A 17,814-nucleotide genomic window follows, 5' to 3' on the forward strand; every position below is an offset into this window, starting at 1 on the left:
CGACGACCTACTTTCTTGTAAACCAACTGAGACGCTGCCACAGACGGCCGATCAAGGAATGTGTTTCTTGATCGACAGCTGTTGGTTCGTGCGCAATGACATCAACATCGCTTTGCATTGACGTACCGTAGTGCCTGGCTTTTGCCTTTTGATCGCGCAATCGTTCAGCCGCCACTTGCTCATCCGTCCACGGTCCAGCTTCAATGACGCGCCCTCGCTTGATCACGTAGTGCGACCGGCAGTCTAATGTCCAGTTCCCAATGGATGGGTTTAACGATACCGTTTCACCGTCGAAAATCATTTTCCAATCAGTCGGTGTGAACGGCGTAACAACCTCCTCTCCGCATCCGCAGCAACAGCTGTGAGCGGCCGTTCCATATTCCATCGAGACGTATAAGATACCTGGTTTGACCTTTTCTGGAATATGTTCAACAAAGGCGTGTTCTAGTAGCTCATGCCGCATCATTTTGTGTCACCATTCAGCAGCATGTTGCCATCCGTGGTGTATGTGCAGTGGTGCTCCTGCTCCAAGTCTCGGTAAAAGCCGCGGAGTTTCTTCCACTTCACGACAGCAAGCACCGCATTCAGCGCGTTTAAGTCTGCAACCTGAATATTCGAAGAATAGAGGTCCTTTTCCCCGCCCCCAGAAAAAGACACGCGGCCATTGTGAACGTGATCCCGCATGTCAGGCGTGCTCGTCGTTACGCGGAGAATACCACCAAGTGAGCCTTCATCGAGTTCAAGACCCATGCCGACATCGATGAACGATGCGCCTATAGCTTCCAGTTTCTCGACAACTAGTCGCTTTTCTTCGCCAGCATCCATCGACAGAAAAGCAAATGTTACGCCGTCGAGCTTGTCCAAATTGGTTGCGCTCATGGCTTCGTCGCAGGCGATGATGCCACGGTGCATCTTGGAATAGGCTGCTTCAAAGTAGTCAACTTTTTTGGATACTTCCCGCAACTCCTCAATGGATGCGGCTCCGGGCGCACGAAACGCGTTGTGCTGAAGAAACTCATCTGAATCGAACAACCTGATCTCAGAGACCGGGGTTTTCGCAACCAAGTCCAAAATGTAACCACCCGTTCCTCCTAAACCAACAATCGCAACGACATCAGACTTCAGAAGATCGGACAGCGCGCCGATACCAACCCGATCAGAAGCAGTTTCAGTGTAGTTGAAAATGCTTTCTTCTTCCGCTTCCGGTTCTTTCATCGTTCTCGGGGTGGCGTGACCGTCCACAACCTCTGCAGGACCGGAGAGAATTGCCGCATATGTCGTCATCTTGTGAAAATAGTCGACATACCCGCCCTCTGGTTTGCTTGAGAATGAGTGCTTCGCAGCCAGACCGTTCCCGAGGTCAGTGTCACGGCTCTGATGCCGGATTGGTTCGATCGGGCGGCCGTCTGCCGTACAAGGATATTCACCATCAAAGTGAATGACATGTGTGTCTGGCCGACGGGTCTGATCCCCAGCCAATGTCAGACTGGAGATCAGTGTGCCGCTGCGAACCTCACGGCTCTTGTCGACATACGGGACGTTGCGCATCACCAGAAAACCGCCCACAACTTGCACAAGGTAACCTTCATTTCGCAGGCGCTTAAGATCGTCATTAAGACTGAACAGTGCGTGTGACATTGAATACAGTCCCCTTCTTTTTGATTTTGACAGAACCACCCGCAGCAAGTTCACCCGCGTGTGGCTTCGAAGCGGCGTGCCGGAACGTCATCGAAAAAATGACATTCGGGTCGTGCGCGCCGGGAAAAGCCAGTTTCACAACTTCTTCAAAAGTCACGTGACGGTCTTCGACCTCACGGGGGCGCGAGTTCACGACAATGATGCAAGTCGCATCAGGGCGCGGCGCAGTGATGAACCGTTCGATCCCAGGCTCGTTCAGATCCATCAAATCATCTGGTTCCACGAGCTGATCTGTCCCGCCCCGTTTCTGGAGGAAAACAGCCTCGTCATCGTCAACCTCGGCAAGCTTGTAGAGCGCAGCTCCGGCGATGGCAGGCTTGCCCCACTCGATCTGCCGATTATCGAGGGTCAGTTTGTAATCGCGATCCGTCTGGAACGCGACAAACCGCTCGGCACCCCGCGCCCGAAGGTCGAAAGGTTCATCAAGCCGAATATCCTCGAAATCACCGGAGGCGAGGATGGCAAACAGACTGAAATTGTCATCCGGATTGCACCCCGCCGCGGCGAGAATCTGCCGACCAAGGGGAACGGGATCCGGAACTTCCAATTTCCGGAATTTCAGGCCGTCGAGCGCGAAGCGGATACGATAGGCCCGCGCCTTGTGCAGCGGGCGATCTTCGCGCAGTGCATCAGAAAGATCGTCATGATCAGGAATGTCGTCGAGAGTCATCTTGTTTTGGTCCTTAGCTTGTGCCGGACCCATGCCCGGCTTCTAAGGGGTCAATCGAAGTGACTTTCCGCGACCGGTAAATTTAGTCGAATTTTTTTTCTAATGTGCCGTCAGGTGTGGGGCCGCACACGAAAAAAGCCGGGCATCCGGGGCAAACCCGCGCCGATGGCTTGGCAGGAAAGCGCCCGGAACGAATATCTTGAAGATGACTAGTCAGTTTGTCGCGACGGGTTCCCAACTTTTTTTCCGTCATGTCCATCGGCCGGGTTGTTTCGTCAGATAAATGAAGAAACTCAATGTGAGCTCCTGGAAATGCCTGCCGGGCTGCCAGCAAGAACGCCGCTGTTCCGACATCATCTGTTTCCGACTTTCGAAAATGGCCAGTCTGAACCTTCCTTACTGCGCGACTTCCGTCTGCTCTCAAAAGGATATCGTCAGGCTCAATTACGAGCTCCTCATCTCCCAGTTGAACCTTCACGGCCGTCGGCGTTTCGGGAGTGTGATCACCGCGCGTCGAGAGGAAAAACGAAATCATCGCAACCGCATAATCCGTGTACTCTCGAACATACCCATTCTCTGAAAGGTCGTGGATCGAAAAAGCCTTCGCGACCTGTCCTCGAAGGTCAGCCTCAGAAGAAACTATGGCGGTGCCTGCGATCACCTCTTTCACAACAACCCGCACGGCTTCGTGCATTTGCATGAACGGTGTAGCAGTGCGGCGCCCACCCACCTGCAAAACATGCGTATAGAAAAACCGTCGCGGACAGCGTTCGTAAAGCGAAAGCTGTGCACCGCTGAAACGGACACGCCCACTGACCTGAAGCAAGACATCGGCCATCTCTGGGGCGGCAGGCAACTTGCCTTCGGGTTGCACGGCCTCATGATCAATTCTGCTTCCAAGCCGATCAAGGAAGCTGGATAGATTTCGCTTGCTGCCGTTTGACTTCTGTGTCGGCGCATAAATTAGAAGCCTGTCGCGTGCCCGAGACATAGCAACGTAAAAAAGGCACTCTTGCTCTTCCGCCTGACCGGATCGAAACGCCTCCAAAGCGCTTTCTGTCGTCCCTTCCACCATACCATCCGGTGGCGGACAGGGTGGAGGCGGAGGCTTCCTTGGGATCGTATCTGCATTCAAGCCCGGCAAATGAACTGTCTCAAATTCGAGGCCTTTGGCCCCATGAATAGTCATCAACCGGACCGCATCGATACCTTGGGCAGCCAACGGCAATTGTCTTAGGTCACGATCATCGCCCAGACGAACCAATCTACGTACTCGATCCAGCAGCCGCTTGATGGGCCGCCCTTGTCCTGTTGGCTGACTTCTCAGAAAGTTCAGAAACTGCCAAATGGCAATTCCCTGTGTACGGTGACCGATCACCTCAGAATTACTCAAACGCGCAGCAAGCCTAGTGCGGTCCAACAATAGGTGCGCAATCACCGACCAAGGTTCCGATGTATCATCGAAACCATCGAATGCAGCTTTGAGATTGGCCAAACTCGATTGGCCGCGGTCCGACAGAGAGGTCATCAAATTGGTATTTTCTAGCCAGTTCTTAGGGCTGCCGTCAGAAGACCGCAGGTGCTGGTAGACTTTGCCCACATCATCGATCGGCATTTTAAAATCATCGATACAAGCGACCCGGACCAACCCCATTGCCCTCCTGTCGCTCAGAATAGTGAGCAACGACATAAGATCTTTGATTTCTGGGCGTTCGAACAAGCTTCCCAAAAACAAAACCGGCACACCGAGACGCTCGAGGTTCTGTCCGATTTCCGAGAGCTTTTCATTGCCAGTGCACAGCACCGCCTGCTCACGAAAAGCGCAACCCCCACGATGGCGCTCTTGGATAGCCTCAGCGATGGCGACGATCTGGTCCGGAGCTTGTGCGACCTTACGCACCGCCGGACGAAAACCACCCGATCCGCGCACTGCCTCAAGACCGCTATCGGTATCTCCTACAATCATGTCGGTCGCAAAATGGGAGAAGGTATCTACGATCTCTTTCACTGATCTGTAGTTCTTCTTCAAACGGCCCCGTTCGCCGCCTGGAAAATCTCTGGCCCCAAAACGCGCCATGTTAAATGATGATGCGCCTCTGAATCGATAAATCGACTGCTTTGCATCGCCGACGGCCCACAAGTTGTGGCCATCAGGACTCAATGCCGCGAGAAGCCGGACACTACTTCGATTCACATCCTGATACTCATCGACCAAGATGTGGTCGTATTGGGATCGAAGATGCTCACAAATGTCAGGGCGGCTCTCCACCAGTCGAACAGGCATGGAAACAAGGTCGCCAAAATCAACGCAGTGAGCGTCAGCTTTTAGCCGTTCATATGCTTGATAAGCGCGGGCCACTTCCAAAGCCTTCGCCGCAGCAATTTTTTGGTCCTCTGTTTCCGCGGATGTGGCCATTGCCTCTGCCAAGCTGGCGTAGCGCAGCGGATCTACCACTTCGTCCTTGGCTCTGGAAATCGCCTGAAGAATATCGGAAATGATCTGTGTGGGATCATAAAGGTCCCGGTAATGAGCGAGGTCAAGCCGGGGAAATTCTTCCTCAAGTAACTCGACCGCCTCAATCCTATCCATCATTCGTGGGTCTGTCGGAAGACCAAGTTCGCCATGGAAGCGTCGGATAATGTCTAGGCCAAAAGCATGAAACGTTCCGATCCACATCGCGGTCGCCGCCGAACTGTGCTTGCGCGCAATTCGATCCGCCATTTCGCCTGCCGCCTTATTTGAAAACGTCAGCAACAATATGCGACGCGGATCGACGCCTTCTTCTAAGAGTGCATCAACGCGCGCCACGAGCGTTTGTGTCTTTCCCGTTCCAGGCCCCGCTTCCAAAAGATAGGCATTCCCCCGATGTGCCGCAGCTGTCGCCTGAAGAGCATTAGGAGTCCGCTCCACAGATTCAGCCTCAACCTCCGGAACAACTTCGGGTAGGAGTAACGCGTCGAACAGTTGTTGGGCGACGACGTCGAATGGTGCATCGAACCGTTGAGCAATTTCCGACGCACTCAATTCCAATTCAACATGCAGGTTTCTGACAACAGCGCGTGGGAGAAGAAATTCGCGGGCGAAGAGGTCCATTTGAACTTCACGACGTTGCCTGCGTCCGTAGTCAACGACACGTTCCATTCCAATCGGAGATGGCTCCGCAGCGCGCGCAGGGTCAACTTCGCTTGTCGGTTCACCTTCCACCCCGTCGCCAAGTTCCAAATGACCAATCTCATGAGCGACCAGAAAAGCCTTGTCGAACATGGTGCCCGTATTCTCATGCAAGACCAATCGATCCGCATGTATGACCGTTGCCCGGCTACCTTCGAGCAGAGGAGAACCAGCCGATGTTTCTTCAACATCAAATCCGCGCCGATTGGCCTCGGCGATCGCGAACTCATAGGGTTGCACAGGATCATGTCCATTCGCTACCGCGCTCTGGTGCAGTTGAGTTGCAACTTGTCTTGCGAGTTCTACGCCGTCCACGTCAGTCGTCCGGGTCCATAAGCTCTGCGCGCCGCGCATCTGGCACACCGGCATCGATTAGGAGCTGCTCGAAAGAAACTTTGTTCGCGATCTGCGGTTTCGCATCAGATTTATAGCTGCGAGCCAGTCCTGAGTCCGATGAAACTGATAGACTTTGGGTGAGGGTCGCAGCCGCTAACTGAATGGCATCTGCAAATTTCGAAAGGAAAGGTCTCGGAACTGTCTCGACATCAACGCGTCGTTCTTTGAACGCAGTGATGACCTGCCTTGGAACATCGAGCGTTTTTGCTAGATGCCGCGATTGATCAACAGATAAGACCGCCAGCGGATCTGTCGCGGCTTTCGTTTCCAATGGGGCGAACCCTCGCCAAGCATCATCGATGAGTCGACTTTCGGACGCCGTGAGCGGTCCAGGGTCGCTCTCAGAACTTCGAGAGAGCTCTCTCGCCAGGTCGATCAACTCATTGGCATATTCAGGGTAGTCTTGCAGATATCGCTCAATCGTCGACCGATTGTGTTGAGGTTCGACGGCCAATGCATCGAGCACATCTTCCCTAGATGGTCGGTTTTTTCCGGCGCTCACTGGTCATCTCCACTCAGAGCTTCCCGCAACGCTGCAAAAGCCTTGTTGCGATGAGTCCTGATGGTCTTTTCCGACTTTCCTAGAGCCTTTGCGATTGTGACTGTGTCAGGGTCTTTTGAGTCTATCGGAATTCCTTCTCTCAGCATCTGGATGATCCTCATTTGTTCTTTTGGTAAAGTGTCAATCGCCGCTTCCCACCGAGACCGGTAATCCGGATCGTCGATTTCTGGCGCTTCGGTCAGATCAAAACTTCCTGCGGCACGTTCGACTTCCTCGGAAAGTTCGCCTGTTTCCGTGTCATATTCGAGCGCTGCAGATCGGTTTTCCTCCCGCCAAGCCTGCTCTTGTGCGTCTCGCCGTAAGCTAGCCAAAGCTCCATCAAAGCGTACCTCAAAGTAATCCAGCTTGTCTGAACCGGATGTACGATCCAGAGACAATAGCTCCACAAATCGGCCAAAAACCCTGTCGCGAATGGCTAGATTTGTGAGCGACGCTGTCTTACCCCCGCTGACACCTTCACGTGGAAGCGCTCTCAGCACCCTCTCGGCAAGAATCCTGAAAAGCCGCTCAAACCACGCTTCGGTATTGTCTTCTCGGCTGTTCCGAATGAAGTACATCAAGCACTCGCTTGGCACATAGTTCGGATCATTTCTCCTCGACACTGAGGCACGCTCGATCAGCTCATCCCGCGACATTGCGCATAACTCACACAATCGCGCCTCAGTTTTCGGATCGCGCGTATACAGCTCCCCTGTCAATCGCCGTTTGGTCAGCGGTCTGATCTGAATGCTCTCTAACATTTATGTCCTTTGATGTGCGCCAACCTGGTCACCATGTGATCCCAAACCGTTGTTTCATGGATTCTGTCTTCGCCCACGGACTGCCCGGCAGGAGATCAACCAGTTTAGTAAAGACGCGCCGAAAGGCTACGGCCGTCGCCTCATCGTCAAGTGCCTGCGCTTGTTCCGCGGACAGAAGCGGTCGCATATCAAGCAACAGTCGGGGGTTCGCCAGCTTCGCAAACATTCGCTCTTGCGCCTGCGCCCGTGAGATGACCTGCTCTGAAAGCCCAAGATATTGAATGAACATTTCTACGACTCTTTCGCACACCAGCCTTTCAAATACGTCGAGCGCATGTGCCAGGTCGTAGAGGTCACGGCCTTTGTCTCGCTGAAGCAATGCGCGCAATTTTGTCGCCAGCATCTCTTCCTGCGAAAATGTCGGAATCTCGGCTTCGCCCTCAAACCACGGATTTTCAACCCTGTGGACCATAGCGATGATCGGGTCGAAAGCCTCGATTTCGCGGGTATTGATCTCCACTTTCAACCGGATGGGCACATCGCTGCCATCTTCGGCATCCGCTTGAAAACGAAACTTTGGCGCAACCGGACTTTGATCGAATTTTGCAGGTCCGAGCCAAGGTTCCAAGACCACACGCAATCGATCAAGAAGCGGACCTATCGGACCGCTTCTGGTTCGAACAAGATCTATGTCTTCCGAGTATCTGAGAGCTTTCGGAAAATGGAGCTTGTTCAGCGCAGTCCCACCTCGAAACCTTAGTTCTTCGCGTAAAAAATCGTCGCTAAAGATATCGATCAGTGCTCGGCTAATGATCAAATCCTGTTCGATCTGCCTTTGTTCAGCCCACGGCGCGACATTGCTCCAAGCTACGATATTTTGTGCTGGTATCATTCATCGAGCTCCGGATGACGGTGCACAACGACGCGCCATCGATCATCTCTCGCGACGGGTTCAGGCGCAAAGTCCGGATCACGAGCCTCCTTTCTGTCGAGATCAACCCAACGATAGGATCCACGTGCATCTAGGGTCGCAAACATTCCGTCAGCGGCTGCTTGATATCCAAGCCAATCGAGCAAATGACCCAAGCGCTGGACGATCGGTTTTTCAAAGCTCTTGGAGAGCGTCGCAAGTTGATCAGCTTCAATCTTTTCGCCGAGATCCGACAAAACGGTCGCCACATTATCTAGGCCGCCCGAGGCCTGCGGATACCGCAATATATCGAGGGCAGTCAGTGAAGGCGAAGACACTTGCATGCTACCCGTATCGGTTTTTCGATGGATAATCCCCTGAGATACGGTCTCTAGTTCTTTGCGGTAATAGAATGTGAGGAGACTGCGGCCAGTTCTGATTTCTGCCATCCGTTTTGAGGTGATGACCTGAAATTCCATCACAGCTTGATGCGTGGCACCATGAAGTTCAGCGGCTTTCAGCAAACCGACATAATAGGGTGCCTTCTCATATCGCATCAAAGGATCAATGAACCAAGACGGCGGCGGAGCACCCCAAGACGCGTATTGCGGGGGTACGATTACGTAGAACCCTTGTCGTGGGCTCAGGAGCGCTTGACGACGCTGAAGACGGCCTGCCGCATCGAGAAATGCGCCATGCTCTACACCAAGCTCGCTCCGGGCATCGTCAGCAGTGAACACTGTGCGGCCTTTGGAGAGCAGGTTGTTGACGTAACTGGAAAGCGCTGAGCGCTGATCGTGAACCATGTTGCTTTATCCGCTTCTAGAGCGGATTTTGCAACATAGTTTGCATTTTCTATGCTATCCGTTTTGGAAAATCCGCAGTTAGAGCGGAGATTTTGACATGATTCGAGAAGGATTGGGTATGGGCGTAAAACCAGCTGCACCGACAAAAGTACCGGATGCAAAGCTGCAGCAGGCCAATTGGGATGACATTCTGGCGCTCAAGGCTGATCTGCTAGGACTGTTTCCGGACGATGGGTTTTTGAAGAAACTCGTCAAGGGCGTCATGCGTGTCGCCCGAGACAAGAAAAATCCGATCAGAGGAAATCTAGTCGCCAGCGGGCTCCGCGAAGTCACCGGCCACATTTTGCATAGTCTCGCGCCAGACGACGCCGTGCGAGAGTGTGTTTGGTTTGTACAAGCCAAAGACACCAAGACCGTCACTCGACGTCAAAAGGCACATTACATCGTCCATGCAGGGCTCCCGGAGGATTTCGTCAAAGACGCGCTCAAGCTTGAAATGACAGACTTCACGAAGCCACTTTTGGATGCCTTCGAAGCGCTGAACAAATCCACTCATGTTCGCTCTGAGACAATCCTGCGCAAGGGATCTGTGGTCCGCGAAATGATCCTCGAAGTATTCGAAAGCCTTTTGGACCTTCTTCGTGCCGCTGCAGACGGACGAGAGGAGATTACTCGGGCTACGGCAAGTGTCATGCACAACGCCGTCTTCGAAAATCTGATCTCTGAAACCATCCAGGAACTTGATGAGCTATCGACACACACAACAGTTGACGGGCACTACATCGACACCGTTGAAGTAAGGTCGCTTACGGCGACCAAAATCGAATATGCAATTACCGGGCAGGTCGAGGTCGAACTGCAATATGGCTCTAGCTCTGATGTGCGCAACGACATCGGATTTCGCCAGGACGACTCTTACCCCTACGATGCCATGATCTCATCAGATCCCGCGAAGCCAATGGAGATTCATCCCGACGATGTTGTTCTTCGAGTAGATAACAGCAACTTTTTCGAATGACCAAGAAACCCAAAAAAAACAGATGTCTCAGAAGAGCCTTCAAGCCTGCTCTCCAGCGGTGGCCACGTGACCGCCATCATCATCGCCATTGAAGACTATCAGTCGGGAAGAAACGGCCAGATCCCAAGCGTCGATTATGCCAAAGCCGACGCGGAAGCCTTCTCGGCGGCGCTCGATCAAATGTTCCCCGATAACGACATACACCGCATCGAACTGATTGATAGCGCGGCAACAAGTATGAACGTTCAGGATGGGGTCAAAGAAGGAATCCACGCGACAGGACCGGACGACCTTCTGATCTTCTATTATGCTGGGCACGGCTTCCACAACGGAACTTCGAACCTGATCACCGTCTGGGACAGCAACGGTCACAATCTGTCAGGAACCTCTCTCAACCTGCGCGCGCTACTCTTCGACCCTGTTGAAAAAAGCCCGTGCCAACGACTCCTGGCATTCATTGATGCCCGTGCCGAAGATCTTGAAGACCAGTTTAGCAGCCGTAGCGTGGTTTCGAATATGAGCGAAATTGAATTCAAAGAATTCGTGAAGGTTGACCAATATGTGGGTATCTTTCTCTCCTGCACGCCAGGACAAAAGTCCTATGGCCATGCCGGGCTTGGCCACGGGGTTTGGTCTTACCACCTGGTGCAAGCGCTAAGTGGTAAAGCGCCAGATGCGATTGACGCATACTCCGTTATTACCGACGCCTCGCTCCGAGATTATCTAGGCACTTCGGTCCGCCGATACGTCACGAAAAATATGTCAACGGCAGCACAGCAGACCCCACTCGCACGCATGTCAGCAACAAACCGCTTCGCGATATGCCATGTAAAAGAGGACGACGAACCGGTCGCACCGGAGAATGACTTCACCGGCTTATCTTTCAAACCGGACACCACGTATTTCAGCCACATTGAAACACGCAGCTATGACAGACTGCCGGGGTTCTCCCGCTCAAAGAAACACTTCGTGCCCGATAACGTGAATGCAAGCAGTGCAGAATTTGCGCGCAGCCTACTTGAAGAAGAGATCGCCGAAGAAATCGAGGACTACTACAAAGAGGCCAAACGCGTCTTTCGGCTGCGTCGGGATGATATCGGAACCGGTGACGACACATTGGACACCGATTATTTCCGTTTCTGGATCGAGGTCAGGCAAACACCGGACGACCCTGCGGAAATCCAGATCATGCGCTGTTTGTCAGTGCGCAACGACTCCGAGGAAAACCTTCAGGACATCGACGAGATTTTTGGCATCACGTTCGATCGCGTTGTCTGCCGTATTCGTGGACGCGGTCCAGATTTCGACTCAGTTGTTCGACGTCTCGAAGACGTTGAAATAGAGTATGGTGGAACGCTGGAAGAATCTGAGCGAAAACAGCGAGTAACATACTACTTTCCGGAAAAGGGTCGACTGGAGTTTGATCTAGCTGACGGGCGTATAAGCATATGCGCCGAGCGAAAATCCGGCTTCTTGGACATATTGGAGTTGGCGACGCCGGTTGCGCTAGGCGCCCCGCAAGAACCCATCAAATATCTCTCAGACGACTCCCAACGTGTTTGAGGGATAGCAAACCAGCGAGCACTCAGGCTTCTGACGCTTTCGTTTGTCCCAAATCCTGTCTTTGAAAGTCTCTACGCAAGTTGGGTTTGACCATGAGGGGAAAGCCTTCCCCTGCGGTCGAGCCTGTAGTCTCGCCCGACCCCTTCTGCGGGCAGACCCCGCAACGCCTCCCTTAGAGTGAGAGGCCTGCGGCTATCGCCGTGACGGGTTTGGAGGTCGAGAGAGAGGCTCTCAGACCGCCCGTCATGGAGAACAGCCATGACAGCGATTGAGATCATGAACGGACGCCCAGAGAGCGGCGGCTACAAGGTGGATGTGTCCCGCGGCGGGCATAACGGGCGGGTATCGTCCGAGTGGTTTTCCCGGCCCGACGACGAGAAATATCTCTCTCTTTCGGAGCTCTATGCTTCGGTGAAGGGCCGCGCCGAGCAGAGCAAGACGCGGACGGTCGAGAGCGCGGCGATCCGTGTCGAGGCCCATCGTGACGATCCTTCGAGCCTCGCGCTCGTCCTGCCCGACGCCGAGGCGCTGGTCGCGCCAACCCATTGGAGCTTCGGCCAACTTGCGAGCCTCGTGGGCGCACCGGCGGCATATCTGCGTCAACTCCCGGCACCGCTCGCGGGCATCAACCTGCAATATGGCCTGACCAACCACCGCGCCGAACAGGTGAAGACCATGGAAGTCGCCAACGGCCGCACCGAGCTCCGCGCCGTCACTGGCCCGGACTATGGCCGCATCTACGACCATGAACTGGTCTCCGCCGTGCAGCGCATCGCGGGCGACGGCGTTGGCGACACACGCTGGAAAGTGCCGGGCGTGCTCAACTGGTCGAGCGGCGTCTACAATCCGATGGTCGACATCACCAAGGACACCACAACGCTCTACGCCTCCGATCGCGACGTCTTCCTGTTCCTGGTCGACGACCTGAATCCGATCGAGGCCGGTACGCTACCCGACGGCTCACCCGATCTCTTCTTCCGCGGCTTCTACTGTTGGAACTCGGAGGTCGGCGCGAAGACGCTCGGCATCGCAAGCTTCTATCTGCGCGCTGTCTGCCAGAACCGCAATCTCTGGGGCGTCGAGGACTTCCAGGAGATTTCGATCCGGCACTCGAAATACGCCGCCAACCGGTTTGCCCACGAGGCGGCGCCGGCGTTGGCTAACTTCGCAGACTCCTCGCCGCAGCCCTTTGTCCAGGGCATCCGATCCGCACGCGAGCGGATCGTAGCGCGCAGCGACGAGGACCGTACTGACTTCCTGCGCAAACACGGTTTCTCGAAGGCGGAAACCGGCAAGATCGTCGAAACCGTCCTCGCTGAGGAAGGACGCCCGCCCGAAAGTGTGTTCGAGTTCGTTCAGGGCATCACCGCCGTTGCCAGGTCCAAGCCGCAGCAGGACGCGCGCCTCACCATGGAGACCCGCGCTAAAAAGTTGCTGGAAATGGCCGCCTAAGCCGCGCGTTCCTTCCCAAACCCTCCGTCCACGGTCCATCTCCCTTCAGAGGAAGAGGTGGGCCGTGGTTTTCGTGACGGGTTTGGAGGTCAGAGAGAGTCTCGTGGCCGCCCGTCGCGGAGAACTCCCATGACAAAGTCCAAGAAAATCACCCTCAGCGCCTCGCGCGACATCCCCTTCAACAATCTGGTGCTGAGCCAGTCCAATGTCCGGAAGGTCAAGGCCGGCGTCTCAATCGAGGAACTGGCCGAGGACATCGCCCGGCGCACGCTCCTGTCGTCGATCACGGTCCGGCCCGTGCTTGACGATGATGGCGCGGAAACCGGCATGTTCGAGATTCCGGCAGGCGGGCGCCGCTACCGCGCGCTCGAACTGCTCGTGAAGCAGCGTCGCCTCAACAAGACGGCGCCGGTGCCCTGCATCGTGCGCATCGATGGTCTGGCGGAAGAGGACAGCCTCGCCGAGAACATCCAGCGCGCGCCGCTGCATCCGCTCGACCAGTTTCGCGCCTTCCAGGCAATGCGCGAGAAGGGCAAGTCGGAAGAAGAGATCGCCGCGGCCTTCTTCGTCTCGGTCAACGTGGTCAAGCAGCGCCTCAAGCTGGCCGCCGTCTCGGCGACACTGCTCGACGCCTATGCCGAGGAAGAGATGACGCTCGACCAGCTCATGGCGTTCACGGTCAATCCCGACCACGAACGCCAGGAACAGGTCTGGGATGCGCTGAAGCAGCACTATTCGAAGCAGCCTTTCGAAATCCGCCGCATGCTGACCGAAGGCGCCGTGCGCGCCTCCGACCGGCGGGCGCAATTCGTCGGGCTCGACAATTATGTCGAAGCCGGAGGCGAAGTGCTGCGCGATCTCTTCCAGACCGACGATGGCGGCTGGCTGCAAGATGCGGCCCTGCTCGAGACCATGGTCACCGAGAAGCTGAACGAAGAAGCCGAGGCCATACGCGCCGAAGGCTGGCACTGGATCGAGGTCGCGACCGATTTTCCCTACGGCCACACCTACGACCTGCGGCGCATTCGCGGCGAAGCCGAGCGGATGAGCGATGAGGAAGACGCGACCTACGCCGCACTCAAGGCCGAATATGACAAACTCGAAGAGGAGTATGCCGAAGCAGACGAGCTTCCCGAGGAGGTCGACGAACGGCTCGGCGAGATCGAGACGGCCATGGAAGCTCTCCAGAATCGTCCGATCCGGTTCGAGCCGGAGGACTACGCCATCGCGGGCGCCTTCGTCAGTATCGACGGCTCTGGTCGTCTGCGCGTCGAGCGCGGCTATGTCCGGCCCGAGGACGAACCCGCTATTGAGTGCGATGACGGTTCCGAAGGCGATGAAGTCCATCCGAACACGGATGATGAAGCCGTAGATGGCGTTGGCCAGGCCACCGATCTGGATGAGGAAGAGGACGATGACGGCACCAAGCCGCTGTCGGATCGTCTTGTCTGCGATCTGACCGTCCACCGCACGATGGCGCTGCGCAACGCGTTGGCCAATGATCCGCAACTGGCGATGCTCGCCTGCCTGCACGCGATGGTGCTGCAGCTCTTCTACCATTACGGCCAGGACAGCTGCATCGAGATCACACCGAAAAGCATGCAGTTCGGCGCGCAGGCCGAAGGTCTTGCAGACATGCCCTACGTGCAGTCGATCGATCTCGGTATCGAGACCTGGGCGAGCAATCTGCCGAAGGAACCCGAAGAGCTTTGGGACGCGCTGATCGAATGGGACAGCGACAGCCGGGACGCACTCTTCGCGCACTGCGTGGCGATGACGGTCAATGCGGTGCAGGAACCGCACTATCGCAAGCCGCGCCAGATCGCCCATGCGGACGGGCTAGCCGCCACGCTGGGCCTCGATATGGCGAAGGCAGGCTGGTCGCCGACCGCGCAGAGCTATCTGGGCCGCGCGACCAAGGCGCAGATCGCCGCCGCAGTGCGCGAAGCGAAGGGCGACAAGGACGCCGACCGGATCGCCGGGTTCAAGAAGCCAGACATGGTCGAAGCCGCCGAGGAACTACTAGCGGGTACGGGCTGGCTGCCTGAGCCGTTGCGCACGCCGCCGCTGATCGAACAGCCCGATGAACCGGAGTTCGAGATCGTCGACGAGAACTTGTCGGCGCACGGCGATGAAAGCGAACCGGGCGAACATCAGACGGCCCTCGAAGCCGCCGAGTGATCGTACAAAGACTGGCGAACGGCGGCTGACGGTCGATGGCCGACACGCCGTCGCCAACTCAATATGGACAGGTCGCGGAAGCCTTCCCCACTGCGGCTGTGTCGCGAGAGAGGGCGTCCCCCTGGCTCCCTCGCAACCGGAGGGCTCGTCGGAAACGGCGGGCCCTTTTTCGTAGCGATAAGACGAAGAGGCATGCATGGCAAACAAAGCATCAGACCTGGCGCATCGTCTCGCACGCAATGCCGAGGCGGTCTGCCGGCACTATCTCGGCAACGGTCGCCGCGAAGGGCGCTACTGGATGATCGGCGATGTGCGGAACACGCCCGGCCGGTCGATGTATGTCCGCCTGAAGGGTCCGGAATCCGGCAAAGGTGCAGCGGGCAAATGGACCGACGCCGCCACGGGCGAGCATGGCGACCTGCTCGATATCATTCGGGAAAACTGCGGGCTGATCGACTTTGTCGACGTGGCGACCGAGGCACGACGCTTCCTGAGCCTGCCTCAGTCCGAACCCGGCTATACCGCCAAGCGCCGATCTGCACCGGCTTCGACCGGCTCGCCTGAAGCGGCCCGGCGGCTGTTCGCCATGGCAAAGCCCATTTCGGGCACTCTCGCCGAAGCGTATCTGCGTGAACGCGGAATTACGGCGCTACACGAAAACAGCAGCCTGAGATTCCATCCGAACTGCTTCTATCGCCCCGACGCGCACAGCCCCACCGAGACCTGGCCTGCATTGATCGCTGCAGTGACCGACCTCGACGGTGCTATCACCGGTGCGCACAGAACCTGGCTCGATCCCAATGGCTTCTCCGAGGCGACGCTTGGCAAGGCACCCGTTGACACGCCGCGCCGCGCGATGGGTAATCTGCTTGGCCATGCGGTCCGCTTCGGGGTTGCGCGCGATATCATGGCGGCGGGCGAAGGCATCGAGACCATGCAGTCGCTGAAGCTCGTCTTGCCGAATATGCCGATGGCGGCAGCACTCTCGGCCGCGCATCTCACCGCCATCCTGTTTCCCACCACCTTGCGCCGTCTCTATGTCGCTTGTGACAACGATCCGGCCGGCGAAAAAGCTTTGGAAAACCTGGTCGACCGGGCGAGTGGGGCCGGGATAGAGGCGTTGCCACTCATGTCCTGTCTTGGCGACTTCAACGAGGATCTGCGCCACACCGGCATCGACGATCTCCGACAGCAGGTGCGGGTGCAGATCGCGCCGGAGGATGTCGATCGCTACCTGTGTACATCGGCATCGGTCGGCGGGGAGACGCTTCCGGGCTGAGCGTCACCGACGAGATCGCACGGGGCATGCTACCCGTCAACGGAGAGAGCCGCGACCACGGCCTTCTTTAAGAGGGCGACAGAACGGCAGGCGGTCCGGTCAGGCAATGGCTGCGCCCGGTTCTTTTCCGTCGGCCCTGCGGGCCGTTCCATCGCGAAGCAAAAGAACCGGCCTCCGCCATCCTCCGCTGGCGCTCCGGCCCTCCCGCTGTGCGTCTGGGTGCAGTCCCGTCCCGCCCGCCGTCTTTCGTCGCCACGAAGGCCGCGGCGGTCGCGGTCCCCCGATGAAGGAGCACCCCATGTTCACCGATCCCGACGAAAACGATACCGAACCGCATCACGGCACATCGCCGACCGATACGATCTGTGCCGAATTCCAGCTCTTCGGCCATCGTCCGCCGGAGGGTGAACCCGACCCGCGCGAGGTGCCTGAAGACACTTGCATCGAAGGCGCCGTCGCCGACATCTTCGATGCCTTGGTCGCAACCATGGCCGACACGATGCTCGATGCCGACCTCGACGAATTGCTCTGGTCGACGGTCAACATGTTCCACCGCGCCACAGGCCGGATCGAGCGCAAACTCGACGACAACGAACAGACGCAGAAACGCGGGCAGCGCGAACAGGACGGGTCCGAAGTCAAATCGGTCGAACTCGAACGGCTGATCACCATCGGCCAGTCACTCATCGAGCGCCGCGACTGCATGGAGGTGTATCGCGACACCGCCGCCGCCCACTATCTCCGCCTCATCGGCTCACCCTGGTCGGCCCGTTCGGGATCGCGGGTCAACCATCGCAACCTCACCTCCGCGATGATCGACAGTCGGGATTTCCTTGCGGCAAAGAAACGCGCCGATACCGAGGTTCATCTGCCACAAGGCCCGAAGATTGCCTTCACCGGCGGGCTCGACTTCAATGACCATCGGCGGATCTGGGACACGCTCGACAAGGTGCATGCCAAGCACACCGACATGGTACTGCTGCATGGCGGTTCACCGAAGGGCGCCGAACTGATCGCCGCCAAATGGGCCGAGACTCGCAAGGTGCCGCAAGTCGCCTTCAAGCCCAACTGGACGCGTCACGGCAAGGCCGCGCCGTTCAAGCGCAACGATGCTATCCTCGATGTCCTTCCGATCGGGGTCATCGTCTTCCCAGGCACCGGCATTCAGGACAATTTCGCCGACAAAGCGAGGAAGCTCGGTATTACGGCCTTCGATTTCCGCAAGCAGAAGCGGATTTCATGATGAAGCGTGTTCCGCAAATAGCATCACCTGATCCTGCGCGGGTGCATTCCGGCGCAGGCCTTTCTTCGCTATCATGCGCCAGTGCCGTGGTGGTGGTGGTGCGTGTAATCAAAGGAGACCCCCC

At 56.7% G+C, this 17,814-nt stretch carries 14 protein-coding genes; 6 read left to right on the top strand and 8 right to left on the bottom strand.

The window, feature by feature from the left end; genetic code table 11:
* Positions 1 to 7: 7 nt before the first annotated feature.
* Genes KCG44_RS03615 through KCG44_RS03650 form a run of 8 tightly spaced genes read right to left on the bottom strand, consistent with a single transcriptional unit; the run spans position 8 to position 8,954 of the window.
* Entirely contained in the window at positions 8 to 466 is a 459-nt protein-coding gene (locus KCG44_RS03615) for a ubiquitination-like system serine protease family protein (protein WP_255536286.1), read from the bottom strand.
* Entirely contained in the window at positions 463 to 1,638 is a 1,176-nt protein-coding gene (locus KCG44_RS03620; RefSeq protein WP_218444263.1) for a ThiF family adenylyltransferase, read from the bottom strand. Before KCG44_RS03620 ends, KCG44_RS03615 begins: the two co-directional genes overlap by 4 nt.
* Positions 1,613 to 2,401 (bottom strand): multiubiquitin domain-containing protein, encoded by a 789-nt coding sequence (locus KCG44_RS03625; protein ID WP_255536287.1) that lies wholly within the window; start codon positions 2,399 to 2,401, stop codon positions 1,613 to 1,615. The genes KCG44_RS03620 and KCG44_RS03625 overlap by 26 nt, the downstream gene beginning before the upstream one ends.
* 49 nt (positions 2,402 to 2,450) lie before the next feature.
* Positions 2,451 to 5,855: a UvrD-helicase domain-containing protein gene (locus KCG44_RS03630; protein WP_218444264.1), complete on the bottom strand. Its 3,405-nt coding sequence runs from the start codon at positions 5,853 to 5,855 to the stop codon at positions 2,451 to 2,453.
* A 1-nt stretch (position 5,856) separates the two neighbouring features.
* Positions 5,857 to 6,438 carry a hypothetical protein gene (locus KCG44_RS03635; protein ID WP_218444265.1) on the bottom strand — a complete coding sequence of 194 codons (582 nt, stop codon included), beginning with the start codon at positions 6,436 to 6,438 and terminating at the stop codon, positions 5,857 to 5,859.
* Positions 6,435 to 7,238 carry an RNA polymerase sigma factor gene (locus KCG44_RS03640; RefSeq protein ID WP_218444266.1) on the bottom strand — a complete coding sequence of 268 codons (804 nt, stop codon included), beginning with the start codon at positions 7,236 to 7,238 and terminating at the stop codon, positions 6,435 to 6,437. The genes KCG44_RS03635 and KCG44_RS03640 overlap by 4 nt, the downstream gene beginning before the upstream one ends.
* A gap of 28 nt (positions 7,239 to 7,266) precedes the next feature.
* Entirely contained in the window at positions 7,267 to 8,130 is an 864-nt protein-coding gene (locus KCG44_RS03645; protein ID WP_218444268.1) for a nucleotidyl transferase AbiEii/AbiGii toxin family protein, read from the bottom strand.
* On the bottom strand, positions 8,127 to 8,954 hold the full coding sequence (locus KCG44_RS03650; RefSeq protein ID WP_218444269.1) for a type IV toxin-antitoxin system AbiEi family antitoxin domain-containing protein: 828 nt from the start codon (positions 8,952 to 8,954) through the stop codon (positions 8,127 to 8,129). The genes KCG44_RS03645 and KCG44_RS03650 overlap by 4 nt, the downstream gene beginning before the upstream one ends.
* Positions 8,955 to 9,072: 118 nt before the next feature.
* Between KCG44_RS03650 and KCG44_RS03655 the strand changes: the two genes are divergently transcribed.
* The 6 genes from KCG44_RS03655 to KCG44_RS03680 all read left to right on the top strand — a co-directional run bounded on the left by KCG44_RS03655 (position 9,073) and on the right by KCG44_RS03680 (position 17,690).
* The gene (locus KCG44_RS03655) at positions 9,073 to 9,972 is read left to right on the top strand and encodes a pPIWI-associating nuclease domain-containing protein (RefSeq protein ID WP_218444270.1); all 900 of its coding nucleotides are present in this window, start codon (positions 9,073 to 9,075) and stop codon (positions 9,970 to 9,972) included.
* A 66-nt stretch (positions 9,973 to 10,038) separates the two neighbouring features.
* A complete protein-coding gene (locus KCG44_RS03660) occupies positions 10,039 to 11,535 on the top strand; it encodes a caspase family protein (RefSeq protein ID WP_218444271.1) in 1,497 nt (498 codons plus the stop codon).
* Positions 11,536 to 11,793: 258 nt separating this feature from the next.
* Positions 11,794 to 12,987, top strand: a complete 1,194-nt coding sequence (locus KCG44_RS03665) for a DUF932 domain-containing protein (RefSeq protein WP_218444272.1) — start codon at positions 11,794 to 11,796, stop codon at positions 12,985 to 12,987.
* A 129-nt stretch (positions 12,988 to 13,116) separates the two neighbouring features.
* Positions 13,117 to 15,168: a ParB/RepB/Spo0J family partition protein gene (locus KCG44_RS03670; RefSeq protein WP_218444273.1), complete on the top strand. Its 2,052-nt coding sequence runs from the start codon at positions 13,117 to 13,119 to the stop codon at positions 15,166 to 15,168.
* 196 nt (positions 15,169 to 15,364) lie between these two features.
* Positions 15,365 to 16,447: a DUF7146 domain-containing protein gene (locus tag KCG44_RS03675; RefSeq protein WP_218444275.1), complete on the top strand. Its 1,083-nt coding sequence runs from the start codon at positions 15,365 to 15,367 to the stop codon at positions 16,445 to 16,447.
* A 298-nt stretch (positions 16,448 to 16,745) separates the two neighbouring features.
* Complete coding sequence (locus KCG44_RS03680; protein ID WP_218444276.1) at positions 16,746 to 17,690, top strand: DUF2493 domain-containing protein; 945 nt, start codon at positions 16,746 to 16,748, stop codon at positions 17,688 to 17,690.
* Positions 17,691 to 17,814 lie beyond the last annotated feature (124 nt).

The organism is Pacificimonas pallii (assembly GCF_019204005.1).
Lineage (GTDB): Bacteria > Pseudomonadota > Alphaproteobacteria > Sphingomonadales > Sphingomonadaceae > Pacificimonas > Pacificimonas pallii.

Excerpts from the sequence above, each read along its gene's own strand:
- KCG44_RS03650 (WP_218444269.1), bottom strand. The coding sequence starts at position 8,954 with ATGGTTCACGATCAGCGCTCAGCGCTTTCCAGTTACGTCAACAACCTG.
- KCG44_RS03645 (WP_218444268.1), bottom strand. The coding sequence starts at position 8,130 with ATGATACCAGCACAAAATATCGTAGCTTGGAGCAATGTCGCGCCGTGG.
- KCG44_RS03640 (WP_218444266.1), bottom strand. The coding sequence starts at position 7,238 with ATGTTAGAGAGCATTCAGATCAGACCGCTGACCAAACGGCGATTGACA.
- KCG44_RS03670 (WP_218444273.1), top strand. The coding sequence starts at position 13,117 with ATGACAAAGTCCAAGAAAATCACCCTCAGCGCCTCGCGCGACATCCCC.
- KCG44_RS03625 (WP_255536287.1), bottom strand. The coding sequence starts at position 2,401 with ATGGGTCCGGCACAAGCTAAGGACCAAAACAAGATGACTCTCGACGAC.
- KCG44_RS03620 (WP_218444263.1), bottom strand. The coding sequence starts at position 1,638 with ATGTCACACGCACTGTTCAGTCTTAATGACGATCTTAAGCGCCTGCGA.
- KCG44_RS03655 (WP_218444270.1), top strand. The coding sequence starts at position 9,073 with ATGGGCGTAAAACCAGCTGCACCGACAAAAGTACCGGATGCAAAGCTG.
- KCG44_RS03615 (WP_255536286.1), bottom strand. The coding sequence starts at position 466 with ATGATGCGGCATGAGCTACTAGAACACGCCTTTGTTGAACATATTCCA.
- KCG44_RS03675 (WP_218444275.1), top strand. The coding sequence starts at position 15,365 with ATGGCAAACAAAGCATCAGACCTGGCGCATCGTCTCGCACGCAATGCC.
- KCG44_RS03665 (WP_218444272.1), top strand. The coding sequence starts at position 11,794 with ATGACAGCGATTGAGATCATGAACGGACGCCCAGAGAGCGGCGGCTAC.
- KCG44_RS03680 (WP_218444276.1), top strand. The coding sequence starts at position 16,746 with ATGTTCACCGATCCCGACGAAAACGATACCGAACCGCATCACGGCACA.